Below are 24,380 nucleotides of genomic sequence, written 5' to 3'. Positions count from 1 at the left end.
GTATGGATTTAGATAGAATTCGTCAAGAAATTGATCAAATTGACGATCAAATTGTCAAGCTCTTAGAAGAACGAATGCATTTAGTTGAAGGGGTTGTCGCTTATAAGAAGGCTTCAGGGAAACCGATTTTAGATACTAAGAGAGAAGAAGTTATTTTTGAAAAGGTTAGAAGTCGTGTAGGAGATAAGCGCTATCAGGAAACTATTGTCGCGACTTTTTCTGACATACTCAAACGTTCGCGTGATTATCAGGATCAAAATATCAAATGAAAAAAGAACAATTTTATCCGCTAGGGATTTTTCTAGCTGCCATGGTGGGCGGACTTGTCCGCTATCTAGTTTCCACTTGGTTACCAGCCAGTCCAGATTTTCCTTGGGGCACTCTCTTTGTCAACTATCTGGGAATTTTCTGCTTGGTTTATCTTGTCAAGGGTTATTTGGTCTATAAAGGGACTAGTAAGGGCTTGGTTTTAGCGCTAGGGACGGGTTTTTGCGGAGGTTTAACAACCTTTTCTAGTCTCATGCTTGATGCTGTGAAACTGCTTGATACAGGGCGTTATCTTAGTTTAGTCCTGTATTTGCTTTTGAGCATCGGTGGCGGACTGCTTTTAGCTTACTATTTAGGGAGGAAAAAATGGTAATCGTCTATCTTGCAATTGCTTGTGGTTTCGGAGCTTTAGTGCGCTATTTCTTTTCCCGCTATAATCAAGCATCTAAATTGCCCCTCGGAACGCTCATAGCCAATCTTTTAGGTTGTTTTTTAATTGGATTATTCTACAATCATGTGGAGTCTAAGGAAGTCTATGCTATTCTAGCAACAGGATTTTGTGGTGGTTTAACGACTTTTTCGACCTTTAATGATGAACTCCAAAGACTGTTAAGTGATAAGAAGGTATTTTATTCTTATTTATCTTTGACCTACCTAGGTGGTTTGATTGCGATTTTTTTAGGAATTCTGCTATAAATTTCTTTACTTTTTTGTGGAAATTTGGTAAACTGTATCTTGTGTGTAATGGACGCACAAAAATACAGTTTATCCGCTGAGGAAGGTTCCTCAAGATTGACAAAGATAGGAGAATAAAATGAATCCATTAATCCAAAGCTTGACTGAAGGTCAACTTCGTACTGATATCCCATCATTCCGTCCTGGTGACACTGTTCGTGTACACGCGAAAGTTGTCGAAGGTAACCGTGAACGTATCCAGATTTTTGAAGGTGTTGTTATCGCACGTAAAGGTGCTGGCATCTCAGAAAACTACACAGTTCGTAAAATCTCTAACGGTGTAGGTGTTGAGCGTATCTTCCCAATCCACACTCCACGTGTTGAAAAAATCGAAGTTGTACGTTACGGTAAAGTACGTCGTGCGAAATTGTACTACTTGCGTGCTCTTCAAGGTAAAGCGGCTCGTATCAAAGAAATCCGTCGTTAATTCGACTAAAAAACTCTGCTTCTTCAGCAGAGTTTTTATCTAGCTCCCTTAGTTCAATGGATATAACAACTCCCTCCTAAGGAGTAGTTGCTGGTTCGATTCCGGCAGGGGGCATTAATTAGACATTAAAAACCGCTCAGCTGAGCGGTTTTCGTCTATTCATACCCTTTTACAGTACCCATGTACGGATGGCATGGGCAACGCCGGATTCATCGTTAGATTTAGTTATGTATTTGGCGATTTTTTTGATTTCTGGATTTCCGTTTTCCATGACAACTGGGTTGCCAACGACTTCCAGCATGGCACGGTCATTTTCTTCGTCACCGATAGCCATGGTTTCATCTTTGGTCAATCCGAGTTTTTCAGCTAAGTGAGTGATGGCTGAACCTTTGTCCACATTCTTTTTAAGGAGTTCGAGGTAGAAAGGAGCAGATTTGTTGATGGAGTAGCGCTCATAAAATTCGGCTGGTATCTTTTCAATCGCAGCATCGAGAATCTCAGGCTCATCGATGAACATACATTTGACGATTTCCTTGTTAGCCATTTCTTCAGGTGTGCGGTAGAAGATGGGCATGCTGACGAGGGTTGATTCGTGCACTGTATATTTTCCGATATTGCGATTTGCAGTGTAGATTCCATCCTTGGTAATGGCGTGCATGTGAACACCAAGCTTACGACTGAGGAATTCCATATCTAGATAATCCTCATAAGTCAAGGATTCGCTGATAATCTCATGTCCTGTAGCGGTTTCTTGGACAAGGGCACCATTGAAAGTCACAACATAGTCACCCTCGTCTCTCAACTGCAAGTCGTCGAGAAGTTTGGCAACACCTGCAATAGGGCGGCCAGTTGCAATCACGACTTTGACACCAGCTTCTTTGGCATCTTGGATGGCAGAAAAGACCTCAGGAGTGATCTCCTTTTGGCTATTGATTAGGGTTCCGTCAATATCAACGGCGATTAGTTTAATACTCATAAATTTCCTCTTCTAGTTTTTATTTGGGGTAAAATGATCGTTCTCAATCAAGTGTAAAAATTGCTGGGTAATGCTTGCGAAGATACTGTTTTGGTCCAACATTTCTTTTGGAAAATAGAAACGATTATCTCCGTGGCGACTGCCAGCAAGGGATTGGACGATAGGAGACAGGCTAGAGAGTTCGGCCAGTTCTCCATTTTTTTGTAAAATCTCAATCTGTGTCCGTGGATTTTCAGATTCGGGACGATAGATATCATAAGGGAGGTCAAAGTTCTTATGAATGGCAGTATAGTAGTCGGGATCAAAGCCGATATCCTCAACTAATTTTCTCATGCTAGCGAGTTTGTCTTGGTCCTCTTGTGAAAAGGTAATGGATTTAAAGACCTTGCGGTTGACAAAGCGTTGCGACAAATCTGCGAGAATCTTGTCAGGACTGGTCATCCAGAGTTGGAAATAGGTATTCATCACACCATCATCCAGAGCTAGATAGTCAGACAAGGTCACATTTTTTTCAAAGAAAGGCAGGAGATGTGGAGATGTTCGTGCAAAGAAGTCCTTATCTTCTGGATAAAGTTCCTTGGCGCGTTTGAGGAGATTCTGCAGGAGAACTTCCATGGCCCGTGTTGCTGGGTGGAAATAGACCTGCATATACATCTGGTAGCGACTGAGGACATAGTCTTCGATGGCGTGCATGCCATTGCGCTGAAAGGCGATACCATTTTCGACAGGACGAATGACTCGAAGAATCCGAGTCAGGTCAAATTCCCCATAAGAAGCTCCTGTAAAATAGGAGTCGCGCAAGAGATAGTCCATGCGGTCTGCATCAATCTGACTAGAAATGAGTTGAACGACCTGCTTGTTAGGATAGGTATGATCAATAACACTGGCTACCTTTTCTGGGAAATCTGGCGCCACTTGTAGCAGGACTTGGTGAATCTCCGTTTCAGGACTTTGGATAATCTCCTGAGTAATGGCTTCGTGGTCTGTATCAAAGAGATGTTCAAAAGTATGGGAATAGGCACCATGACCAAGGTCATGAAGGAGCGCAGCGGTCATGGTGAGGAGGGATTCGGCAGGATTCCATTCCTCAGTATATTTTTCTTCAAAAATCTCTGTGATGCGACGAGCATTCTCATAGACTCCAAGACAGTGAGAGAAGCGACTGTGTTCTCCACCGTGGAAGGTATAACTGGACGTTCCCAGTTGTTTGATACGACGCAAACGCTGAAATTCTTTTGTATTAATCAAGTTATAGATGATTTGATTATTGACATGGATGTAGTTGTGAACTGGGTCACGGAATACTTTTTCGTTCATATGACCATTATAGCAAAAAGCTAGAGTTTTTGGTAAAATAGTAGGACAAGAGACAAGAAAGAGGACCTGATGTGAAGATTCGGATGCGAAATACGATTCAGTTTGATGAGCAGTTGGAAGTGATTGACCAGCTTTATGACGTGGAAGTGCATGAAAAAGGAGATTATAGCTACCTGCTTTTCTATAATGAGGAAAAGGAAAAAGTGGTTATTAAATTTCATGGTCAAGAACTGGTGATGAGCCGTTTTTCCAATCCCAAGACCATTATGCGCTTTTTAAAGGATAGTGATAGTTTTGCCTATATCCCTACACCTATGGGCATGCAGGAGTTTATCATCCAAACGAGCCATTATCAAGTTGATGGGCAAAAGATACATTTAGGCTATCAACTACAAAATCAAGAGGGACATCCCTTTGCCCGCTATCAATTGGAAATTACTTGGGGCTAGTCTCTTGTCTTTTTCAAATTTAGCTAGCTATCTTCTTGTATTGGCTCCCTAGTGTGGTAGATTAGGCTATTTTTTGGTATAATAAAAGTTATGGAAATTGAAAAAACCAATCGTATGAATGCGCTCTTTGAATTTTATGCGGCGCTTTTGACAGATAAGCAAATGAATTATATCGAGCTCTACTACGCTGATGATTACAGCCTTGCTGAGATTGCCGAGGAGTTTGGTGTCAGTCGTCAGGCTGTATATGACAATATCAAGCGGACAGAAAAGATTCTGGAAGATTATGAGATGAAATTGCACATGTATTCGGACTACATTGTCCGTAGTCAAATTTTTGACCAGATTTTGGAGCGCTATCCCAAGGATGACTTTCTGCAGGAGCAGATAGAAATTTTAACAAGCATTGATAATCGGGAGTAATCATGGGCAGTCTAGTTATTTATCAAGGAATACCTTGCGAACTATTAGCAGCAGAGAAACCATTTCCTACTCGACTACAGATTATCTCGCCCAATGATAACTCCAAAGCCATGCAAATAGGTTTTAGCTGTTGGGGATATCCAAATGAAATCATGAAAGAAGTCACACCCGAAGAACTAGAGTGTTTGCAACATTTCGGACGATTTCCACTGAATTGAATAAATAGGAGAAAAACATGGCATTTGAAAGTTTAACAGAACGTTTGCAGAACGTCTTTAAAAATCTACGTAAAAAAGGAAAAATCTCTGAATCTGATGTCCAAGAGGCAACCAAAGAAATTCGCTTGGCCTTGCTTGAGGCCGACGTTGCCTTGCCTGTTGTAAAGGACTTTATCAAGAAAGTTCGTGAGCGTGCAGTCGGGCATGAGGTCATTGATACCCTTAATCCTGCGCAACAAATTATTAAAATCGTTGATGAGGAACTGACAGCTGTTTTAGGTTCTGATACAGCGGAGATTATCAAGTCACCTAAGATTCCAACCATCATCATGATGGTCGGTTTGCAGGGGGCTGGTAAAACAACCTTTGCTGGTAAATTGGCTAACAAACTCAAGAAAGAAGAAAATGCTCGTCCTTTGATGATTGCGGCGGATATCTATCGTCCAGCAGCCATTGACCAGCTCAAAACTCTTGGACAACAAATTGATGTGCCTGTCTTCGCACTTGGAACAGAAGTACCAGCTGTTGAGATTGTACGTCAAGGTTTGGAGCAAGCCCAAGCTAATCATAATGACTATGTCTTGATTGATACGGCGGGTCGTTTGCAGATTGATGAGCTTCTCATGAATGAGCTTCGTGACGTGAAAGCATTGGCTCAACCAAATGAAATTTTGCTCGTCGTTGATGCCATGATTGGTCAAGAAGCGGCCAATGTTGCGCGTGAGTTTAATGCTCAGTTAGAAGTGACTGGGGTTATCCTTACCAAGATTGATGGGGATACTCGTGGTGGTGCGGCTCTATCTGTTCGCCACATTACTGGAAAACCAATCAAGTTCACTGGTACGGGTGAAAAGATTACGGACATTGAAACCTTCCACCCAGACCGTATGTCTAGCCGTATCCTTGGCATGGGGGATATGCTCACTTTGATTGAGAAAGCTTCTCAAGAATACGATGAGCAAAAAGCCCTTGAAATGGCTGAGAAGATGCGTGAAAACACCTTTGATTTCAATGATTTCATCGATCAGTTGGATCAGGTGCAAAACATGGGGCCGATGGAAGACTTGCTCAAGATGATTCCAGGCATGGCCAACAATCCAGCCCTTCAAAACATGAAGGTAGATGAACGCCAGATTGCTCGTAAACGTGCCATTGTGTCTTCAATGACACCTGAAGAACGTGAAAATCCCGATTTGTTAAATCCAAGCCGTCGCCGTCGTATCGCTGCAGGTTCTGGAAATACTTTTGTAGAAGTCAATAAATTCATCAAAGACTTTAACCAGGCTAAACAACTCATGCAGGGTGTCATGTCTGGGGATATGAACAAAATGATGAAGCAAATGGGAATCAATCCAAACAACCTTCCTAAAAATATGCCAAATATGGGAGGAATGGATATGTCTGCCCTTGAAGGAATGATGGGACAAGGTGGGATGCCTGACTTGTCAGCTCTCGGAGGAGCAGGAATGCCAGATATGAGCCAGATGTTTGGTGGCGGACTCAAAGGTAAAATTGGTGAATTTGCTATGAAACAGTCCATGAAACGCATGGCTAACAAAATGAAGAAAGCGAAGAAAAAACGCAAGTAAGACAAGGGAAGGCCACAGGGCTTTCCTTTTTTAGAAAGAAGAAAAATGAGCACTTCCGTAATTGGAAATGCTCGTTTTTTGATGTGTTTAGACTCTTAATCTTTATTTTCGTATGGTAAGATCAAGTTCAAGATGATTCCTGTCATAGCTGATAGGGCAGTACCTGAAAGGGTAACTGGACCAAGTTTAAGGATAGCTCCTCCAAGTCCAAGTACCAACATAGCACTTGCGATGATTAGGTTACGCATTTGACTGAAGTCTACACGTTCTTTGATCAAGACTTTCAAACCATTACTTGCGATAACTCCGTAGAGAAGGATTGACATACCACCAAGTACAGCATTTGGAATGGTTGAAATCAAGGCAGTGAATTTACCAAGGAAGCTAAGGGCAATCGCGATGAAGGCAGCGTTACGGATAACTGAGACAGAAGCGATACGAGTCATACCGATAACCCCTGTATTTTCTCCATAAGTTGTATTGGCTGGTCCACCAAGGAAGGCAGAAACTGAAGTTGCGATACCGTCACCAAGAAGAGTACGGTGAAGACCTGGTTCTTTCAAGAATTGACGGCCACAGATTTGACCCAAAACAGTATGGTCTCCGATATGTTCAGAAATTGTTACGATAGCGATTGGCAAGATAGCGATGGTTTCTGGACCGAGGTAAAGATTGTATTCTTTAAAGGCACCGCCTGTATTAAATGGCAAGTAGAAACCAGGAATCTCGAACCAGTTGGCTTTAAGAACTGGTGTAAAGTCAACCAAGCCAAGTGTTAGTGCGAAGAGGTAACCACCGATAATGGCAAAGAGGAATGGAATGATTCGTAGGAAGCCTTTTCCTTTTGTATTGATAAAGGCAGCAATCAAGAAAGTAACAACTGCTACAAGAGCATTTTTCCAATTCCCGTCAGCTACAAGACCAGCATTGGTAACAGCTGAACCTGCAAGTCCCAGACCGATAACGATAATCATAGGTCCGATGATGATTGGTGGCAAGAGTTTATCAATCCATTTTGTACCTGCAAAACGAACACCTGCAGCCACAAGGACATAGACCAAACCAGTCAAGATAACTCCTGTTTGAGCAGCAGATACATCACCACCCATTTCTTTCATAGCCAGTGACATTGCTGTGATAAAGGCAAAAGAAGAACCTAGATAAACTGGAACTTTAAATCCAGTTGAAATCATATAGATGAGTGTCCCGACACCTGAAGCAAAAAGAGCAACAGATACAGGCATTCCCAAAATCAAGGGTACCAAGATGGTCGCACCGAACATGGCGAAAACGTGTTGGAAACTAAGGAGAATTCCTTTTCCAGCCGAAGGACGTTGGTCAACGTCTAGTAACAAATCAACAGTTGATTCTTGTTTCATATAAACCTCACTTTTGGGCATCAAAAAAGAGCCCATTATTTTACAGCAATAGGCCCTCAGAGTAAGACTTCTCTAAAATCTAGACTTTAAAGAGTTTCAAGTATTTCTGCGTCTTCGTCACCTCACGGGATGACATTAAAAACCTTTGCTTGTGATAGTATAGCAGAAATTCCGAACTTTGTAAACATTTTTTACTAAAAAATTTAAAGCGGGCGTTTGTTGGGCATGCCAGCCTTTCTTGGATATTTATTTGGTGTTTCTTTTTTCTTTTCTACCACTGTGATGTAACGTGGATCTCCATTTGGTAGGGCGTAGCTGAGATTGTCTTCTACTTTACTAAAAAGGAGGTTGAGGGCATTCTTAGCTTCTAATAATTCCTCAGGAGCATTGCTAGCCTTGAGTGCCAATAGTTTTCCGCCAACTTTAAGGTAGGGAATAGTTAATTCAGATAGGACTTGCATACGGGCAACCGCACGAGCCGTTACAAAATCATACTGAGCACGGAAGTTTTTGTCTTGGGCAAAATCTTCGGCACGTCCATGGTAGAAATGAACATCGTCTAAATCCAGTTCCTGAGCCAAAAGTTTGAGGAAGTTGATGCGCTTGTTGAGAGAATCAATGATAGTTACATTTAGCTGAGGATAGAGGATTTTCATAGGTAGACTAGGAAATCCTGCCCCGGCTCCAATATCAAGAAGTTTGATAGTTTCATTTGAAATTAAGCCTTGCAGAATGGGTGCAATCGAATCGTAAAAGTGTTTCAGATAGACTTCTTCCTTATCTGTAATAGCCGTCAAATTAATCTTCTCATTCCACTCGATCAAGAGTTCAAAATAACGTTCAAATTGTTTTTTTTGCTGGTCCGAAAGTGGAAGATTCTGATCGGCAAGCAGGTTGTAAAATGTTTCTGGTTTCATAGTTATTTCCTTCTTTAGTATCATCTTATTTTACCACAATCATTAAAAATTTGATATACTGGTACTAATCTAAAAGCAGAAAGGAATTATATCATGACTTGGATTATTCTTGGAGTTTTGGCTCTTGTTGTTATTTTTGTGATTGTTAGCTATAACGGTTTGGTTAAGAATCGTATGCAAACCAAGGAGGCTTGGAGCCAGATTGATGTTCAGTTGAAACGTCGAAATGACCTCTTGCCAAACTTGATTGAAACTGTAAAAGGTTATGCAAAATATGAAGGTTCTACCCTTGAAAAGGTGGCAGAACTACGTAACCAAGTGGCAGCAGCGACTTCACCAGCAGAAGCTATGAAAGCTAGTGATGCCCTTACTCGTCAGGTTTCAGGTATTTTTGCAGTTGCAGAAAGCTATCCAGATTTGAAAGCTAGTGCCAACTTTGTTAAATTGCAAGAGGAGTTGACAAACACAGAAAATAAAATTTCTTACTCTCGTCAACTCTACAACAGTGTTGTCAGCAACTACAATGTAAAATTAGAAACTTTCCCAAGCAATATTATCGCTGGGATGTTTGGATTTAAAGCAGCAGATTTCCTTCAAACACCAGAAGAGGAAAAGGCAGTTCCTAAAGTTGATTTTAGCGGTTTAGGTGACTAAGATGTTGTTTGATCAAATTGCAAGCAATAAACGAAAAACGTGGATTTTGTTGCTGGTATTTTTCCTACTCTTAGCTCTTGTTGGCTATGCAGTTGGTTACCTCTTTATGCGATCTGGGCTTGGTGGTTTGGTTATCGCACTGATTATCGGCTTTATCTATGCCTTGTCCATGATTTTTCAATCGACAGAGATCGTCATGTCCATGAATGGGGCGCGTGAGGTGGATGAACAAACGGCACCAGACCTCTACCATGTAGTAGAAGATATGGCTATGGTGGCTCAGATTCCTATGCCACGTGTTTTCATCATTGATGATCCAGCCTTAAATGCCTTTGCGACAGGTTCTAACCCTCAAAATGCGGCGGTTGCTGCGACGTCAGGTCTCCTAGCTATCATGAATCGTGAAGAACTAGAAGCTGTTATGGGACATGAAGTCAGTCATATTCGTAATTACGATATCCGTATTTCGACTATTGCTGTCGCCCTTGCTAGTGCTATCACCATGCTTTCTAGTATGGCAGGTCGTATGATGTGGTGGGGTGGAGCAGGTCGCAGACGAAGTGACGATGATAGAGATGGAAATGGTCTTGAAATCATTATGCTCGTGGTTTCTCTACTAGCTATTGTGCTGGCACCTCTCGCTGCAACCTTGGTGCAACTAGCTATTTCTCGTCAGAGGGAATTCCTAGCGGATGCTTCCAGTGTCGAGTTGACGCGCAATCCTCAAGGGATGATTAATGCTCTACGCAAGTTAGACAACAGTAAACCGATGAGTCGTCCTGTCGATGATGCCAGCAGTGCACTTTATATCAATGATCCAAAGAAAGGGGGAGGGTTCCAAAAACTCTTTTATACCCACCCACCTATCTCAGAACGGATTGAACGTTTAAAACATATGTAAAAAAGAATCCAGAGGTCGTCTCTGGATTTTTGCTATGTTGCAAATTTATAAATCTTCTAAATTAACTACTTCCAAACCATGTTCTGTCAATCGATAGATGGTCGAACAGACTTCTTTTAAGAAACGACGGTCATGCGAAACAGTAATGAGACCGCTTGGATAGGTTGCAAAGAGTTTTCTGATTTGGGGTTGAGAAGTTGGAGAAAAGTTTCGTGTGGGTTCATCCAGTAGGAGAAAGTTTGGTTTGCGTAAGACTAAATCCAAAAGCAGGAGTTTTCCCTGTTGTCCGCCAGATAAGGAGCGGATTTGATGCTGCATTTCTGGGTAACTGAAATTGAGGCTGGCTAAGTAGGATTGGATTTTCTGTAGTTCCTCTTTTTCCCCAGCTTTGCTGAGATAGGCTACTGGAGATAAATCTAATTGCAGTTTCTTATGGTAATCTTGTGGCATATAACCAAGCGAAATTTCTCTTTTATCATTAAGAAGTTGCTGTAACTTGGCTAACAGAGTTGATTTACCAACACCATTTTGGCCGATGATACCGATTTTTTCTTGGCCACGGACAGTTAGTTGTAGTTCTCGAGCCAAAACTCGGTCGTCAATGGATAAATTTTCTTTTTCCAGCTGGATTAAGACTTTAGAAGCAGGTAATGGCTGTATATCTGAGAAGAAAAGTTGAATGTGTTCTTCTTCAAGTGGTTTTTGGGTCATGGACTTAGCTGTCTTTTCAATGCGTTTTTCTTGAGAGAGAACATTTTTCATCTTTTTAGCTAATAGGCGCCCAGCAGTACTGTCTTTGGTAGCTCGAAGCGCAGTTTCTACATTTTGCTTGACTCGCCGATGTTTTTCCATGGTTTTATCGTAGGCTCGTTGGTCGTTAGCAGCTTGTTGGCTTTGTTTTATAAAATTAGCCTTTCTCTGGTCGCTATAGCTATCATAGTCTAAATGCTCTACTAGCGTTTCCGCTTCTTTACGGTGCTTGACCAGTCGCAAGTGGACAATAGTATCAGCCGTTTCAGAAAGAAAGTCTTCATCATGGGAAATGAAAATAACGGTTTGCCGAATCTTTCGAATCTGACTTTTTAGCCAATCAACCGTCTCAAGGTCTAGGTCATTTGAAGGTTCATCTAAAAATAGAATCTCAAAGGGTTTGGCTAACTCATGGATGAGCTGAATTTTCAAAGCTTCGCCCCCCGAAAGGCTTCCAATCTCTTGAACGCTAGCGAAACGGTTGCTATCAAAGTGTAACTCCTCAGCCAAACGATAGAGGATACTGTAGTCTAAATCAGCAAAATCCAAAAAGAAGTAGTCGTGTAGACTTTTCTTTTTCAGCTCTTCGGGGAGTTTTTGAGGAATGTAGGCTATTGATTGATAATCAGATTGAATGTCTCCCCTGATAGTGAAATCAGGTAAAGTTTCTCCCATTAAAGTTTTAATCAAGGTTGATTTGCCATTTCCTTCCTCTCCAATAATAGCTATCTTTTCCCCGTCTTGGATGGTCATGTTTAAGTCTGAGACAAGGTCTCGTAAATCTTTGTTTTGTGTGATGGTCAGGTGATTGATTTTTATCATATGATTGCCCTTTCTAGAATGTCGATAGTGCATAACAAAAAGCTCTACTTTATCTAGTAGAGCCCAAAGTCACTGTCAAAACTCTATTATCCTCGTTGAAAAGCTCGTCAAACTAGCTTAGGATTGCCTAATCCAACTCAAGAGGAGCAGATGGTTAGCCTTCTAGTTTTTTGATTTTCAATGAGGATAAGATACTAGAAAATCTAGTATGAAAAGAGCACACAAAAAGAGACAAAAACAAGATCTACTAAATAAAGTTTCTTTATTTGATAGACTTAGTTGTTCATGTCTCCCTTACCTCCGAGTATTAGTATCTTTATCCTATACCTTTAAGGAAATTTTGTCAACAGAAAACTGACAATTCTAATCTCTAAAATCCGAAAACAGGTCCATAGAGAGTCAGTACGTGTTTGATATGCTCGTAATGGAATTTATCATAGTTTCGCCAAGCAGTGCGTGCTTGATCATTCAGTTTTAGGCTACCAAGACCAATCAGAAGACTGGTACGTTGGTAAAATTTCTCAAGGTCGATTAAAATACTGTTGTCCAACTTTTCCGCTTTTTTGAGCTCTTGCAGAGTAGTGTTTAGCAGCTCTTGCAGTCGAATATCATCTGCCCTACCCTGTTTGCAGCTTTGGAAACTTTTATTTAACTCGGATAGGAGTTGGGTTGCATTAGTAATGAGTTCTTTGTCTTTCATGTGAGCATCCTCCTTGCTCTGATGTATTATTGCCTATAGTATGGCACTAAAAAATGTCATAGTAAACATGTTAAAAAATCGAATGTTAATTAAAAAGTTTGGTGGGCTGATTTGTAGGCTTTTCATGGTATAATCAAGAGAGTAAATCTTTATGGAGGAAGTATGAAATTAAATATTCAAGAAATTCGTAAGCAGTCTGAAGGCTTGCATTTTGAACAAACGTTAGACCTAGCTGCAGACCTGCGTGCACGCAATCAAGAAATTTTAGATGTAAAAGATATCCTTGCAGTTGGGAAAGTACAGTACGAAGACCGTATGTATTTCTTAGATTATCAACTATCTTATACCATTGTTCTTGCTTCAAGTCGCAGTATGGAACCAGTTGAGTTAGTTGAATCTTATCCAGTAACGGAAGTTTTCATGGAAGGTGCAACTAACCAACTAGATCAGGAAGTTTTAGACGATGATTTGGTCTTGCCTATCGAAAATGGAGAACTTGACCTTGCTGAGAGCGTGTCAGATAATATCCTTCTCAACATTCCTATCAAGGTCTTGACGGCTGAAGAAGAGGCTGGTCAAGGATTTGTTTCAGGAAATGACTGGCAAATCATGACAGAAGAAGAATACCAAGCCCAACAGGCAGTTAAGAAAGAAGAAAACAGTCCTTTTGCTGGCTTACAAGGACTATTTGACGGAGACGAATAATGGTCTTGTCAAAAAAACGAGCACGAAAAGTGCTGGAAGAAATAATTGCTCTGTTTCCAGATGCCAAGCCCAGTCTTGATTTTACCAATCATTTTGAACTACTAGTTGCGGTCATGTTGTCAGCTCAGACAACGGATGCAGCGGTAAATAAGGCTACACCAGGTCTCTTTGCTGCCTTTCCAACGCCACAAGCCATGTCTGTAGCGACAGAGAGTGAGATTGCTTCACACATTTCTCGCCTGGGACTGTATCGGAATAAGGCTAAATTCCTTAAAAAATGTGCCCAACAGTTACTAGATGATTTTGATGGCCAAGTTCCTCAAACACGTGAGGAATTGGAAAGTCTTGCAGGAGTTGGTCGCAAGACAGCCAATGTTGTCATGAGTGTGGGCTTTGGGATTCCAGCCTTTGCAGTGGATACTCATGTGGAGCGTATCTGCAAACACCACGATATTGTCAAAAAATCAGCGACACCGCTTGAGGTGGAAAAGCGGGTCATGGATATCTTGCCACCGGAGCAGTGGTTAGCTGCCCATCAGGCCATGATTTATTTTGGAAGAGCCATTTGCCATCCTAAAAATCCAGAGTGTGACCAGTACCCACAGTTATATGACTTTAGCAATTTATAAGCAATTTATAAGATGGGGTTTCAAAAGTTTTTGCTTGATTTTAAGCATGCTTTGTGCTATAGTATTTGATAACTAAATATTCCTTTAAACCTGTCCCGTGAGGCAGGCAAGGAGAACGATTAAGTAGTAGGGTGAAGTCTATACTGTTTGCAGTAGGGCTCGCTTGGCTATACATTTCAAGTCTCCTTGTTTAAGGAGACTTTTCTTTTTGGAGGTTTGTCATGAAGACAAAAGAAGTTGTAGATGAATTAACCGTCAAACGAGCGATTACGCGTATTACATATGAGATTATCGAACGCAACAAAGATTTGAATAAAATCGTCTTGGCTGGTATTAAAACTCGTGGTGTATTTATCGCCCACCGAATCCAAGAACGTTTGGAACAGCTAGAAAATCTTTCAGTTCCTGTTGTGGAATTGGATACGAAACCTTTCCGTGATGATGTTAAAAGTGGAGAAGATACTTCTTTAGTTTCTGTTGATGTGACAGACCGTGAAGTTATCTTGGTGGATGATGTGCTCTATACAGGTCGTACCATCCGTGCTGCTATTGATAATATTGTCGGTCATGGTCGTCCTGCACGCGTGAGTTTAGCAGTTCTAGTCGATCGTGGACATAGAGAATTGCCAATCCGTCCTGATTACGTTGGGAAAAATATCCCAACTAGTCGTTCTGAAGAAATCATCGTAGAGATGGCAGAACTTGATGGCCAAGACAGAGTTCTGATTACTGAAGAAGCTTAGAAAGCTAAAGGAGTATCCATGTCAGAAAATCAACAAGCATTGAACCATGTGGTGTCCATGGAAGACCTCACTGTCGATCAAGTGATGAAATTGATTAAGCGAGGTATTGAGTTTAAAAACGGAGCTCAGCTTCCCTATGAAGACCACCCGATTGTTTCCAACCTTTTCTTTGAAGATTCCACACGGACGCATAAGTCCTTTGAAGTGGCAGAGATTAAATTGGGATTGGAAAGACTTGACTTTGATGTGAAGACTAGTTCAGTTAATAAGGGTGAGACACTTTATGATACCATCCTGACTCTGTCTGCTTTAGGAGTTGACGTCTGTGTGATTCGCCACCCAGAGGTTGACTACTACAGAGAGTTAATTGCTAGCCCAACGATTACGACTTCCATCATCAATGGTGGAGATGGTTCAGGCCAACACCCTAGCCAGAGCTTGCTTGATTTGATGACCATTTATGAGGAATTTGGTCACTTTGAGGGTCTTAAGGTTGCGATTGCAGGTGACTTGGACCATTCACGCGTTGCCAAATCCAATATGCAGATTTTGAAACGCTTGGGAGCTGAACTTTTCTTTGCTGGACCTGAGGAATGGAGAAGTCAAGAATTTGCAGACTATGGACAGTTTGTAACCATTGATGAAATCATTGATCAGGTGGATGTTATGATGTTTCTTCGTGTGCAACATGAACGCCATGATAGTGGAGCTGTCTTTTCAAAAGAAGACTACCATGCTCAGCATGGATTGACTCAAGAACGTTATGACCGTTTGAAAGAAACAGCAATCCTCATGCACCCAGCTCCGGTGAATCGTGATGTAGAAATCGCAGATCACTTGGTTGAAGCACCAAAATCACGGATTGTCCAACAAATGACCAATGGTGTCTTTGTTCGAATGGCAATCTTAGAATCCGTATTGGCGAGTAGAAACGCCAACTAAAACACAAGACGTTAAAAGACGCCAGTGAGCGTCCACGAGAGGTGAAAATATGACAAAAAGACTTCTAGTATTAGAAGATGGCACAGTTTTTGAAGGCAAGGCCTTCGGAGCAGATATTGATGTAACAGGTGAAATTGTCTTTAATACAGGTATGACTGGCTACCAAGAATCCATTACAGACCAGTCTTATAATGGACAAATCTTGACCTTTACTTATCCTTTGGTAGGAAATTATGGAATCAACCGTGATGATTACGAATCCATTATTCCAACTTGTAAGGGAGTCGTTGTTTTCGAAGAAGCACGTAGAGCTAGCAACTGGCGAAATCAAATGACACTGGATGAATTTTTGAAAGCCAAGAAAATTCCTGGTATTTCAGGGATTGATACGCGTGCCCTTACCAAGATTATCCGTAAGCATGGTACCATGCGTGCAACCTTGACCCATGTTGGAGACAGCATGGATCATGTGACGGACCAGCTCCAAGCGACAGTATTGCCGACAGACAATATTAAACAGGTTTCTACTAAAACTTCCTATCCAGCTCCAGGAGTTGGTTTGAGTGTGGTGCTAGTGGACTTTGGTCTTAAGCACTCAATCCTACGTGAACTTTCTAAGCGTAACTGTAACGTGACGGTTGTTCCGTATTCAACAACTGCGGAAGAAATTCTCCATCTCAATCCTGACGGAGTTATGTTGTCAAATGGTCCAGGTAACCCAGAAGATGTTCCACAGGCACTAGATATGATTCGTGGTGTGCAAGGAAAAATTCCAATCTTTGGTATTTGTATGGGGCATCAACTCTTTGCTATGGCAAACGGGGCTAAGACTTACAAGATGAAGTTTGGTCACCGTGGATTCAACCATGCGGTACGTGAAATTGCTACAGGACGTGTGGATTTTACAAGTCAAAACCATGGTTATGCAGTTAGCCGTGAGGATTTGCCAGAACACTTGATTATCACCCACGAAGAAATCAATGACAAGTCAGTTGAAGGTGTGCGTCACAGATACCAACCTGCTTTCTCTGTCCAATACCATCCAGATGCAGCTCCTGGTCCTCATGATGCAAGCTACCTTTTCGACGAGTTTATCGAGATGATGGAAGCTTTTAAACAATCAAACTAAGAACGAGTAAAAGCTCGTCGGAGAATTTATTTAATGTCGCTCTGTGAGGCGACGAATAGAAAGGAGAAGATACATTGTTCGCGGAAGTGAACACGCCCTAAGAACTGTGTGAAAAAGATAAACATCGTCTTGACGCTGAAGGCGTCTGCACCGAGTTTCCTATTTTCACTGTGTTCTTTACGGGCTTTGTATCATAAACTATGCCTAAACGTACTGATATTCAAAAAATTATGGTGATTGGTTCTGGTCCGATTATTATTGGTCAGGCTGCTGAGTTTGACTACGCTGGGACCCAGGCTTGCTTGTCGTTAAAAGAGGAAGGTTATGAGGTTGTTTTGGTTAACTCAAACCCTGCAACCATCATGACGGACAAGGAGATTGCGGACAAGGTCTATATCGAACCTATTACACTTGAGTTTGTGACTCGTATTCTCCGTAAGGAACGTCCAGATGCCTTGCTACCAACACTCGGTGGTCAGACAGGTCTCAACATGGCCATGGAATTATCTAAAAATGGTATCCTTGATGAGCTTGGTGTTGAGCTTCTGGGAACTAAATTATCTGCCATCGACCAAGCGGAGGACCGTGACCTCTTTAAACAATTGATGGAAGAGCTCAACCAACCAATTCCAGAATCTGAAATTGTCAACACTGTTGAAGAAGCTGTTGCCTTTGCAGCAACAATTGGCTACCCAGTCATCGTCCGTCCAGCCTTTACACTTGGTGGTACTGGTGGTGGTATGTGTGCTAATGAGGAAGAATTGCGTGAAATCGCTGAAAATGGATTGAAATTGTCACCTGTGACCCAATGTTTGATTGAGCGTTCAATCGCAGGTTTCAAGGAAATCGAATACGAAGTGATGCGTGACTCAGCCGACAATGCTTTGGTTGTTTGTAACATGGAAAACTTTGACCCAGTTGGGATTCATACAGGGGATTCCATTGTATTTGCCCCAGCCCAAACCATGTCAGACTATGAAAACCAAATGCTACGTGACGCGAGCTTGAGCATCATTCGTGCCCTCAAGATTGAAGGTGGATGTAACGTTCAGCTAGCCCTTGATCCACATAGCTTCAAATACTATGTCATCGAAGTAAACCCTCGTGTATCGCGTTCGTCAGCCCTTGCTTCTAAGGCGACAGGTTACCCAATTGCCAAATTGGCTGCTAAGATTGCCGTCGGTTTGACCTTGGATGAGGTTATTAACCCAGTCACGGGTTCAACCTATGCCATGTTTGAGCCAGCCCTCGACTACGTGGTTGCCAAGATTCCACGTTTCCCATTTGACAAGTTTGAAAAAGGGGAGCGTCGTCTGGGTACACAAATGAAGGCCACTGGAGAAGTCATGGCGATTGGTCGTAACATCGAGGAATCTCTCCTTAAAGCTTGTCGTTCACTTGAAATTGGCGTTCACCACAATGAAATGCCTGAACTTGCAGCAGTTTCTGATGATGCCTTGATTGAAAAGGTTGTGAAAGCTCAAGATGACCGTCTCTTCTATGTATCTGAAGCTATTCGTCGTGGTTATACACCAGAAGAAATTGCTGAATTGACTAAGATTGATATCTTCTATCTTGATAAACTCTTACATATCTTTGAAATCGAGCAAGAACTGGGAGCACATCCACAAGATTTAGACGTTTTGAAAACTGCCAAACTGAATGGCTTCTCAGACCGTAAGATTGCTGAACTCTGGGAAACGACAGCTGACCAAGTTCGTCAACTTCGTTTGGAAAACAAGATTGTCCCAGTCTACAAGATGGTGGATACTTGTGCGGCGGAGTTTGACTCTGAAACACCATATTTCTATTCAACCTATGGTTGGGAAAATGAGTCTATCAAGTCTGATAAGGAATCTGTACTAGTCCTAGGTTCTGGTCCAATCCGTATCGGTCAAGGTGTTGAGTTTGACTACGCAACTGTTCACTCGGTTAAGGCTATTCAAGCGGCTGGCTATGAAGCCATCATCATGAACTCAAACCCAGAGACCGTTTCAACAGACTTCTCTGTGTCAGATAAGCTTTACTTTGAGCCATTAACATTCGAAGATGTCATGAATGTCATCGACTTGGAGCAACCAAAAGGGGTTATCGTTCAGTTCGGTGGTCAAACAGCCATCAACCTTGCGGAGCCATTGGCAAAAGCAGGTGTGACCATCCTTGGTACACAGGTTGCTGACCTAGACCGTGCCGAAGACCGCGACCTCTTCGAGCAAGCTCTTAAAGATTTGGATATTCCACAGCCACCAGGACAAACTGCTACCAATGAAGAAGAAGCAGTGCTTGCGGCTCGCAAGATTGGCTTCCCAGTTCTTGTCCGCCCATCTTATGTACTTGGTGGACGTGCCATGGAAATCGTTGAAAACGAAGCAGACCTTCGTTCTTACATGCGAACTGCTGTTAAGGCTAGTCCAGACCACCCAGTTCTTGTTGATTCTTATATCGTTGGACAAGAGTGTGAAGTTGATGCCATTTCAGACGGAGAAAATGTTCTCATCCCTGGTATCATGGAGCACATCGAACGAGCTGGTGTTCACTCAGGTGACTCAATGGCCGTTTACCCACCACAAACCTTGTCGCAAAAGGTGCAAGAAACAATCGCAGACTATACTAAGCGCCTAGCAATTGGTCTTAACTGTCTTGGAATGATGAACATCCAGTTTGTTATCAAGGATGAAAAAGTCTATGTTATTGAGGTCAATCCACGTGCCAGCCGTACGGTTCCATTCCTTTCAAAAGTAACCAATATCCCTATGGCTCAGGTGGCGACCAAGCTCATTCTTGGTCAAAACCTTGAAGAACTGGGCTACCAAGATGGTCTTTACCCTGAAAGTACTCGCGTTCATATCAAGGCACCTGTCTTCTCCTTTACCAAACTAGCTAAGGTAGACAGCTTGCTCGGTCCTGAAATGAAGTCAACAGGTGAAGTTATGGGTTCTGATACTACTTTGGAAAAAGCTCTCTATAAGGCCTTTGAAGCTTCTTACCTCCACTTGCCAACTTTTGGTAACGTTGTATTTACTATCGCTGATGATGCCAAAGAAGAAGCTTTGGACTTAGCTCGTCGTTTCCAAAATATTGGCTATGGAATCCTCGCGACAGAAGGGACAGCAGCCTTCTTTGCCAGTCATGGCTTGCAAGCCCAACCTGTTGGTAAGATTGGTGATGACGATAAGGATATTCCAAGCTTTGTTCGTAAAGGAAGAATTCAAGCTATCATTAACACAGTTGGAACAAAACGAACTGCAGACGAAGATGGTGAGCAAATCCGTCGTTCAGCCATTGAACACGGGGTACCCCTCTTTACAGCCCTAGATACAGCTAACGCCATGCTTAAGGTGCTTGAAAGCCGTAGTTTTGTCACAGAAGCAATTTAAATAGAAAAAAGAGAAGGTGTAACAATCTTCTCTTTTTTGTTATATTTTTTCTTGTAAACTACTGCTTAATCAGCTTTTGCGATAAGCTTTAATGCTATGACTATACCATTCTTGCATTTCCTTTGATGGTGGTGTCATATAATCCCCGTACATCTGGGTTAAAAATTGATCATATTTTTTAGGGACGGGCAGCATACGGCCTTCAAACTCAGTTAAGATGAGTTCTTTAAAGGTATCAACTGGGAAGACTTCTTTCATTCCTTCTTTACCAATACCAATTCCTCCCTCATATTGAGGAGTGTTAGTTGCAGCATTTTTGACTAGCTGATCAATTTTCTTGTAAAAGTAACGAGGATTGACAAATCGGAGGGCGTGCCAGCTACATAATCTTAGAAAATCTTTTAATTTGCTATCACCGTGAACTGCGCGTGATTTTTTGATATAAGCTAGTTGACGAAGGGCTACATACTTATAACTCTTGTCGACAATGCTCAAGTCTGTAAAGCGATCAATTGGGAAGACATCGATAAAGAGACTGGTGTCATGACGCTTGTACTTAACATGGTCTTCGATAACAGTAGAAGTATCCAAAATCGATGCGAAATTATGGAAGTACCAAGAAGATGTATCGTAGGAAAGAACCTTGTAGCGAGGGTGATTTTCTTCTTCAATAATCTTCAATAAGCGCTCATAATCTTCACGATAGAGAGAAATATCAATATCATCATCCCAAGGAATCATACCTTTGTGGCGGATAGCTCCAAGCATGGTTCCATAACTGAGAAAATAAGGAATATTATGTTTCTTACAAGTCTCATCAATATAATCTAGCAGAGCTAGTTGGATTTCTTTAATTTCTTCTTTTTCTAAATATTGCATCCTAATCCTCCAATTTGTAGGCATGAAATTCATGACTGTAGAAGCGTTTTTCTTCTGGTGGTAGGGTCATATAATCTCCATAAAATTGCGTCAAAATAGTATCAAATTTTTCAGGTGCAGGAAGGCTTAAATTCTCAAAGGGGAGATCGATTGTTTTATCGAAGGTACTACTTGGGAAGACTTCCTTTTCCTTAAATTTAGAAGGGATAAAAGCCATATACTGCCCATTTTCACGACTATATTTTTGAATTTCTTTCTCGATTTTATGTGCGAAATAACGAGGAGAAACAGGTCGAAGGAGCAACCAAAAGGCTGTTCGTATCCAATCTTTTAAAAGGCTATCCTTATAGACAATATTTTTATGTTTACTGAAAGACAGTAGTTTGAAGCTTTCCAGTTTGTAACAAATATCAATGACCTTAGGATCATCAAAGCGATCCATAGGGAAAATATCGATAAAAACACCTGACTCATAGGTTTTTGTATTTCGAGTATCAATAATTTTAGTTGTACTGTCTGTTATTTTGATAAAGTTGTTAAAGTAGTTCTTATCAGTTTCTAAGGAAAGGAGCTTATATTTGCTTTTTTCCTTTTGAAAAATGTTTATAAATCGTTGGTAGTCTTCTCGAGGCATGGACAGATCAATATCGTCGTCCCAAGGGATAAAGCCCTGATGTCGAACTGCCCCAATCAGAGTACCGTAGTTAATAATATAGTTGATATTGTGCTTTTTACAGAGAGTATCAATATAATACAAAATTTCTAATTCAATTTGTTTGGCATCTTCAATGGTTAGTTGTTTCATTCTAAACTCCTATGATTTTTTGAATTTATTTTTTAAGGCTAGGACATGGTTTAAAAATTCATAGAAAATGCTATCTTTGGTGAAGGCAAGTAGACCAATATAAGAGATGGATGATAGCAAGACAATCAAACCAGTATTAATCAAAAATGGCAAATTAATGACCATATCCACGGGATACAAGAAATTAATCAGGAAATAAATTCCTACAAAGGAAAGTGAAAAGAGCGAGTATCGAACAGTATAGCTAAAGATATGTCCTAAGTGGATGAGTTGTTTTCTATGGATGAAAATGATATAGAAAACAAGTAGAGAGGCCTCTGATAGCATAGTTGTCAGTAAGTAGTATTCAGGAGCCACGATGTGGTTGAAAAAGAGGAGACTATTTAAGCCCAAATTGAGTAATCCTGCAAAGACTGTATAGACTGTGATTCGTTTTTCATAGCCATTTGTAAAGAGAATTTGGGAACCAAGAATGGTATCTAAGGCCAGGATAATCGTACGAAAAGCGAAGAGAGAGGTTAAGATACCACCTCCGATATATTTTTCACTACCGTAAAGTAGGATGGCATTTGGTCCTAAAACCATGAGTCCAAAGCTCAGTGGAATGATAAAGAAGTTAAAGATTCGACTTCCTCTGTTAACCAGAGAAACATAGGCTTCTTTGTCTCCTTTACCCAAATAGTAACTGAGACGAGGCACACTCACTCCGATAGCTCCTGTTACAACACCAGCTATAACTGTCACAATTCGTTGAGCCATGGTATAGTAACTAACGTTAACATCAATCCCTGTTTTAACGAGGAAGAGGCGATCCAAAAAAGTGAAGAGCATATTTGCATTGGCGAAGACCAACATGGCTGTCAGAGGAAGAAAGAGAGGTTTAAAATCACTTAGGTGAATCTTAACAAGTTTGATGTCTCTTTTAATCCAAAAATAACTAATCAGGTAGTTAATTAGTGTCGATAAACTCATCACCAGTGTATAGACAACAATATCGTGCTCATTTTTAACAAAAAGGAAAATAGAGACCAGCATCAGGATACGGATGAAGGCAGTTTTGTAAAACAGAAAACTGTAATTTTCCAGAGCTTCATTGACCCATTCGATTGAAAAAATCTGGGCAATGAGTTGAATCCCCATAACAAGGTAGACTTTTTTGATGATTGGATTATCAGTAAAGAAGAGAGGATAGGCTAGGATATAGACAGCAGTGGTCAAAATTGTACAAGCTATGCACAAATAAAAAAGACTAGAGAAGGTTCTATTCAGATCTTTTTTGTTATCCTTGACATTACTGATGGCCCGTAAACCGTAGTTATAGACCCCATAAGTCGCAAAGGGTAAGAAAAATGACAAAATTGTGTCGACTGAGTTGAAGTAACCATAGTCAGTTCGGTCCAAGACACGCGCGACGTAGGTACCAGTTAAGATGGGAAAAATAATATTCAAGACACGAATTCCCATGTAAGATAGAGCATTTAATTTTATACTTTTCATTCAATTTACCTCGTTTTTCATTATATCATAAAGTCAGCTAATAAGAAATGAAGGGCAGTAATACTCTTCGAAAATCAAATTCAAACCACGTCAGCGTCGCCTTACCGTACTCAAGTACAGCTTACGGCTAGCTTCCTAGTTTGCTTTTTGATTTTCATTGAGTATAAGTCAAGTAATCACTTTGAAGTTTCAAAGCTTAATTTTAAGTTTTCTTTAAGAAAACTATATTATTCTGAAGAACTCTAAAATTTCACAGCCATTTATTGGTAATGACTACCGAATTCCTAGTCATTACTAGAAATGGACTAGTTATTTTGAATAATAGAACTCCTTAATCCTTCTATTCTAGAACGGGAGGGTCGGTATTTCTTTCATGATAGGACTAGATTGTGGTATAATAGAGAGAATAAGTTTTTTTAGTAAGACAAAGGAGAAAATAGATGATTTATGCAGGAATTCTTGCTGGTGGAACTGGCACACGCATGGGAATCAGTAACTTGCCAAAACAATTTTTAGAGTTAGGTGATCGACCTATCTTGATTCATACAATTGAAAAATTTGTCTTGGAACCAAGTATTGAAAAAATTGTAGTTGGGGTTCATGGAGACTGGGTTTCCCATGCAGAGGATCTTGTAGATAAATATCTACCTCTTCATAAGGACCGTATCATCATTACAAAGGGTGGTGCTGACCGCAATACAAGTATTGAGAAAATCATTGAAGCCATTGATGCTTATCGTCCGCTTACTCCAGATGATATCGTTGTTACCCACGATTCTGTTCGTCCATTTATTACACTTCGCATGATTCAAGACAATATCAAACTTGCGCAAAATCATGACGCAGTGGACACAGTGGTAGAAGCGGTTGATACTATCGTTGAAAGTACCAATGGTCAATTCATTACAGATATTCCAAATCGTGCTCACCTTTATCAAGGACAAACACCTCAAACATTCCGTTGCAAGGACTTCATGGACCTTTACGGTTCTCTCTCTGCTGAAGAGAAGGAAATCTTGACAGATGCATGTAAAATCTTTGTGATTAAAGGAAAAGATGTGGCCTTGGCCAAGGGTGAATACTCAAATCTGAAGATTACAACCGTAACAGATTTGAAGATTGCAAAAAGTATGATTGAGAAAGACTAGTA

At 41.0% G+C, this 24,380-nt stretch carries 26 protein-coding genes and 1 tRNA gene; 18 read left to right on the top strand and 9 right to left on the bottom strand.

Annotated elements, in window-relative coordinates; genetic code table 11:
* Nucleotides 1–2 precede the first annotated feature (2 nt).
* The 5 genes from JQ843_RS02050 to JQ843_RS02030 all read left to right on the top strand — a co-directional run bounded on the left by JQ843_RS02050 (nt 3) and on the right by JQ843_RS02030 (nt 1,543).
* Nucleotides 3–269, top strand: coding sequence for a chorismate mutase (locus tag JQ843_RS02050; protein ID WP_203212770.1), 267 nt, complete (start codon nt 3–5; stop codon nt 267–269).
* The gene (gene crcB, locus JQ843_RS02045; protein WP_000712114.1) at nt 266–640 is read left to right on the top strand and encodes a fluoride efflux transporter CrcB; all 375 of its coding nucleotides are present in this window, start codon (nt 266–268) and stop codon (nt 638–640) included. The genes JQ843_RS02050 and crcB (JQ843_RS02045) overlap by 4 nt, the downstream gene beginning before the upstream one ends.
* On the top strand, nt 634–963 hold the full coding sequence (gene crcB / locus JQ843_RS02040) for a fluoride efflux transporter CrcB (RefSeq protein ID WP_049500397.1): 330 nt from the start codon (nt 634–636) through the stop codon (nt 961–963). Before crcB (JQ843_RS02045) ends, crcB (JQ843_RS02040) begins: the two co-directional genes overlap by 7 nt.
* Before the next feature lie 118 nt (nt 964–1,081).
* Entirely contained in the window at nt 1,082–1,429 is a 348-nt protein-coding gene (rplS, locus tag JQ843_RS02035) for a 50S ribosomal protein L19 (RefSeq protein WP_001068669.1), read from the top strand.
* Between the two features lie 42 nt (nt 1,430–1,471).
* Nucleotides 1,472–1,543: transfer RNA gene (locus tag JQ843_RS02030), tRNA-Arg, on the top strand.
* A gap of 55 nt (nt 1,544–1,598) precedes the next feature.
* Here the strand turns inward: JQ843_RS02030 and yidA are convergent.
* Together yidA and JQ843_RS02020 are read right to left on the bottom strand one after the other, a co-directional pair.
* Entirely contained in the window at nt 1,599–2,405 is an 807-nt protein-coding gene (gene yidA, locus JQ843_RS02025) for a sugar-phosphatase (RefSeq protein WP_203212769.1), read from the bottom strand.
* Between the two features lie 12 nt (nt 2,406–2,417).
* The gene (locus JQ843_RS02020) at nt 2,418–3,722 is read right to left on the bottom strand and encodes an HD domain-containing protein (RefSeq protein ID WP_033685185.1); all 1,305 of its coding nucleotides are present in this window, start codon (nt 3,720–3,722) and stop codon (nt 2,418–2,420) included.
* A 71-nt stretch (nt 3,723–3,793) separates the two neighbouring features.
* Here JQ843_RS02020 and JQ843_RS02015 point away from each other — a divergent pair, with 71 nt between their 5' ends.
* The 4 genes from JQ843_RS02015 (at nt 3,794) to ffh (ending at nt 6,401) form a co-directional block, all read left to right on the top strand.
* A complete protein-coding gene (locus JQ843_RS02015) occupies nt 3,794–4,171 on the top strand; it encodes a YwiB family protein (RefSeq protein WP_203212768.1) in 378 nt (125 codons plus the stop codon).
* Between the two features lie 90 nt (nt 4,172–4,261).
* Nucleotides 4,262–4,594: a putative DNA-binding protein gene (locus JQ843_RS02010; protein ID WP_000402066.1), complete on the top strand. Its 333-nt coding sequence runs from the start codon at nt 4,262–4,264 to the stop codon at nt 4,592–4,594.
* 2 nt (nt 4,595–4,596) lie between these two features.
* Entirely contained in the window at nt 4,597–4,812 is a 216-nt protein-coding gene (locus tag JQ843_RS09530) for a hypothetical protein (protein ID WP_023946923.1), read from the top strand.
* A 17-nt stretch (nt 4,813–4,829) separates the two neighbouring features.
* Entirely contained in the window at nt 4,830–6,401 is a 1,572-nt protein-coding gene (gene ffh, locus JQ843_RS02005) for a signal recognition particle protein (protein ID WP_000863622.1), read from the top strand.
* A gap of 95 nt (nt 6,402–6,496) precedes the next feature.
* Here ffh and JQ843_RS02000 read toward each other — a convergent pair whose 3' ends face one another.
* Nucleotides 6,497–7,780, bottom strand: coding sequence for a uracil-xanthine permease family protein (locus JQ843_RS02000; RefSeq protein WP_203212767.1), 1,284 nt, complete (start codon nt 7,778–7,780; stop codon nt 6,497–6,499).
* A gap of 203 nt (nt 7,781–7,983) precedes the next feature.
* Nucleotides 7,984–8,697: a 16S rRNA (guanine(527)-N(7))-methyltransferase RsmG gene (gene rsmG / locus JQ843_RS01995; protein WP_203212766.1), complete on the bottom strand. Its 714-nt coding sequence runs from the start codon at nt 8,695–8,697 to the stop codon at nt 7,984–7,986.
* A gap of 93 nt (nt 8,698–8,790) precedes the next feature.
* Here rsmG and JQ843_RS01990 point away from each other — a divergent pair, with 93 nt between their 5' ends.
* Together JQ843_RS01990 and htpX are read left to right on the top strand one after the other, a co-directional pair.
* Entirely contained in the window at nt 8,791–9,351 is a 561-nt protein-coding gene (locus JQ843_RS01990) for a LemA family protein (protein ID WP_000219846.1), read from the top strand.
* Between the two features lies 1 nt (nt 9,352).
* Nucleotides 9,353–10,252, top strand: a complete 900-nt coding sequence (htpX, locus tag JQ843_RS01985; protein ID WP_033687100.1) for a zinc metalloprotease HtpX — start codon at nt 9,353–9,355, stop codon at nt 10,250–10,252.
* A gap of 45 nt (nt 10,253–10,297) precedes the next feature.
* On the opposite strand, the gene JQ843_RS01980 is transcribed toward htpX, so the two are convergent.
* Nucleotides 10,298–11,857: an ATP-binding cassette domain-containing protein gene (locus JQ843_RS01980; RefSeq protein WP_033685180.1), complete on the bottom strand. Its 1,560-nt coding sequence runs from the start codon at nt 11,855–11,857 to the stop codon at nt 10,298–10,300.
* A gap of 337 nt (nt 11,858–12,194) precedes the next feature.
* On the bottom strand, nt 12,195–12,524 hold the full coding sequence (locus tag JQ843_RS01975; RefSeq protein ID WP_000653208.1) for a hypothetical protein: 330 nt from the start codon (nt 12,522–12,524) through the stop codon (nt 12,195–12,197).
* A 162-nt stretch (nt 12,525–12,686) separates the two neighbouring features.
* On the opposite strand from JQ843_RS01975, the gene JQ843_RS01970 reads away from it, so the two are divergent.
* The 6 genes from JQ843_RS01970 (at nt 12,687) to carB (ending at nt 20,049) form a co-directional block, all read left to right on the top strand.
* Nucleotides 12,687–13,229, top strand: coding sequence for a YceD family protein (locus tag JQ843_RS01970; protein ID WP_000773212.1), 543 nt, complete (start codon nt 12,687–12,689; stop codon nt 13,227–13,229).
* On the top strand, nt 13,229–13,858 hold the full coding sequence (nth, locus tag JQ843_RS01965) for an endonuclease III (protein ID WP_000244443.1): 630 nt from the start codon (nt 13,229–13,231) through the stop codon (nt 13,856–13,858). The genes JQ843_RS01970 and nth overlap by 1 nt, the downstream gene beginning before the upstream one ends.
* Before the next feature lie 221 nt (nt 13,859–14,079).
* The gene (gene pyrR / locus JQ843_RS01960) at nt 14,080–14,601 is read left to right on the top strand and encodes a bifunctional pyr operon transcriptional regulator/uracil phosphoribosyltransferase PyrR (protein WP_000850023.1); all 522 of its coding nucleotides are present in this window, start codon (nt 14,080–14,082) and stop codon (nt 14,599–14,601) included.
* 18 nt (nt 14,602–14,619) lie between these two features.
* On the top strand, nt 14,620–15,543 hold the full coding sequence (locus tag JQ843_RS01955; RefSeq protein WP_033687097.1) for an aspartate carbamoyltransferase catalytic subunit: 924 nt from the start codon (nt 14,620–14,622) through the stop codon (nt 15,541–15,543).
* A gap of 49 nt (nt 15,544–15,592) precedes the next feature.
* Nucleotides 15,593–16,672 carry a carbamoyl phosphate synthase small subunit gene (locus JQ843_RS01950; protein ID WP_000166853.1) on the top strand — a complete coding sequence of 360 codons (1,080 nt, stop codon included), beginning with the start codon at nt 15,593–15,595 and terminating at the stop codon, nt 16,670–16,672.
* A 200-nt stretch (nt 16,673–16,872) separates the two neighbouring features.
* Nucleotides 16,873–20,049: a carbamoyl-phosphate synthase large subunit gene (gene carB, locus JQ843_RS01945; RefSeq protein WP_203212765.1), complete on the top strand. Its 3,177-nt coding sequence runs from the start codon at nt 16,873–16,875 to the stop codon at nt 20,047–20,049.
* 69 nt (nt 20,050–20,118) lie between these two features.
* Here the strand turns inward: carB and JQ843_RS01940 are convergent, their stop codons facing one another.
* The 3 genes from JQ843_RS01940 to tacF are packed head-to-tail and all read right to left on the bottom strand — an operon-like array spanning nt 20,119 to nt 23,230.
* Nucleotides 20,119–20,928, bottom strand: coding sequence for a LicD family protein (locus tag JQ843_RS01940; protein WP_023946911.1), 810 nt, complete (start codon nt 20,926–20,928; stop codon nt 20,119–20,121).
* A gap of 1 nt (nt 20,929) precedes the next feature.
* Entirely contained in the window at nt 20,930–21,733 is an 804-nt protein-coding gene (locus JQ843_RS01935) for a LicD family protein (RefSeq protein ID WP_203212764.1), read from the bottom strand.
* Nucleotides 21,734–21,742: 9 nt separating this feature from the next.
* Nucleotides 21,743–23,230: a type IV teichoic acid flippase TacF gene (gene tacF, locus JQ843_RS01930; RefSeq protein WP_203212763.1), complete on the bottom strand. Its 1,488-nt coding sequence runs from the start codon at nt 23,228–23,230 to the stop codon at nt 21,743–21,745.
* Between the two features lie 440 nt (nt 23,231–23,670).
* On the opposite strand from tacF, the gene JQ843_RS01925 reads away from it, so the two are divergent.
* The gene (locus tag JQ843_RS01925) at nt 23,671–24,378 is read left to right on the top strand and encodes an IspD/TarI family cytidylyltransferase (RefSeq protein WP_203212762.1); all 708 of its coding nucleotides are present in this window, start codon (nt 23,671–23,673) and stop codon (nt 24,376–24,378) included.
* Nucleotides 24,379–24,380: the final 2 nt, after the last annotated feature.

The organism is Streptococcus mitis, assembly GCF_905187495.1.
GTDB lineage: Bacteria > Bacillota > Bacilli > Lactobacillales > Streptococcaceae > Streptococcus > Streptococcus mitis_CU.
The sequence above is the reverse complement of the archived record's forward strand: the minus strand, read 5'-3'. Positions and strand labels throughout refer to the sequence as shown.

Bases quoted from the DNA above. Each gene is read 5' to 3' on its own strand.
- JQ843_RS01990 (WP_000219846.1), top strand. From the start codon at position 8,791: ATGACTTGGATTATTCTTGGAGTTTTGGCTCTTGTTGTTATTTTTGTG.
- rplS (WP_001068669.1), top strand. From the start codon at position 1,082: ATGAATCCATTAATCCAAAGCTTGACTGAAGGTCAACTTCGTACTGAT.
- crcB (WP_049500397.1), top strand. From the start codon at position 634: ATGGTAATCGTCTATCTTGCAATTGCTTGTGGTTTCGGAGCTTTAGTG.
- nth (WP_000244443.1), top strand. From the start codon at position 13,229: ATGGTCTTGTCAAAAAAACGAGCACGAAAAGTGCTGGAAGAAATAATT.
- tacF (WP_203212763.1), bottom strand. From the start codon at position 23,230: ATGAAAAGTATAAAATTAAATGCTCTATCTTACATGGGAATTCGTGTC.
- JQ843_RS01970 (WP_000773212.1), top strand. From the start codon at position 12,687: ATGAAATTAAATATTCAAGAAATTCGTAAGCAGTCTGAAGGCTTGCAT.
- JQ843_RS01955 (WP_033687097.1), top strand. From the start codon at position 14,620: ATGTCAGAAAATCAACAAGCATTGAACCATGTGGTGTCCATGGAAGAC.
- rsmG (WP_203212766.1), bottom strand. From the start codon at position 8,697: ATGAAACCAGAAACATTTTACAACCTGCTTGCCGATCAGAATCTTCCA.
- JQ843_RS02020 (WP_033685185.1), bottom strand. From the start codon at position 3,722: ATGAACGAAAAAGTATTCCGTGACCCAGTTCACAACTACATCCATGTC.
- JQ843_RS01940 (WP_023946911.1), bottom strand. From the start codon at position 20,928: ATGCAATATTTAGAAAAAGAAGAAATTAAAGAAATCCAACTAGCTCTG.
- htpX (WP_033687100.1), top strand. From the start codon at position 9,353: ATGTTGTTTGATCAAATTGCAAGCAATAAACGAAAAACGTGGATTTTG.
- JQ843_RS01925 (WP_203212762.1), top strand. From the start codon at position 23,671: ATGATTTATGCAGGAATTCTTGCTGGTGGAACTGGCACACGCATGGGA.
- yidA (WP_203212769.1), bottom strand. From the start codon at position 2,405: ATGAGTATTAAACTAATCGCCGTTGATATTGACGGAACCCTAATCAAT.
- JQ843_RS09530 (WP_023946923.1), top strand. From the start codon at position 4,597: ATGGGCAGTCTAGTTATTTATCAAGGAATACCTTGCGAACTATTAGCA.
- JQ843_RS02000 (WP_203212767.1), bottom strand. From the start codon at position 7,780: ATGAAACAAGAATCAACTGTTGATTTGTTACTAGACGTTGACCAACGT.
- JQ843_RS02050 (WP_203212770.1), top strand. From the start codon at position 3: ATGGATTTAGATAGAATTCGTCAAGAAATTGATCAAATTGACGATCAA.
- pyrR (WP_000850023.1), top strand. From the start codon at position 14,080: ATGAAGACAAAAGAAGTTGTAGATGAATTAACCGTCAAACGAGCGATT.
- JQ843_RS01980 (WP_033685180.1), bottom strand. From the start codon at position 11,857: ATGCACTATCGACATTCTAGAAAGGGCAATCATATGATAAAAATCAAT.
- crcB (WP_000712114.1), top strand. From the start codon at position 266: ATGAAAAAAGAACAATTTTATCCGCTAGGGATTTTTCTAGCTGCCATG.
- JQ843_RS01975 (WP_000653208.1), bottom strand. From the start codon at position 12,524: ATGAAAGACAAAGAACTCATTACTAATGCAACCCAACTCCTATCCGAG.
- carB (WP_203212765.1), top strand. From the start codon at position 16,873: ATGCCTAAACGTACTGATATTCAAAAAATTATGGTGATTGGTTCTGGT.
- ffh (WP_000863622.1), top strand. From the start codon at position 4,830: ATGGCATTTGAAAGTTTAACAGAACGTTTGCAGAACGTCTTTAAAAAT.
- JQ843_RS02010 (WP_000402066.1), top strand. From the start codon at position 4,262: ATGGAAATTGAAAAAACCAATCGTATGAATGCGCTCTTTGAATTTTAT.
- JQ843_RS01950 (WP_000166853.1), top strand. From the start codon at position 15,593: ATGACAAAAAGACTTCTAGTATTAGAAGATGGCACAGTTTTTGAAGGC.
- JQ843_RS01935 (WP_203212764.1), bottom strand. From the start codon at position 21,733: ATGAAACAACTAACCATTGAAGATGCCAAACAAATTGAATTAGAAATT.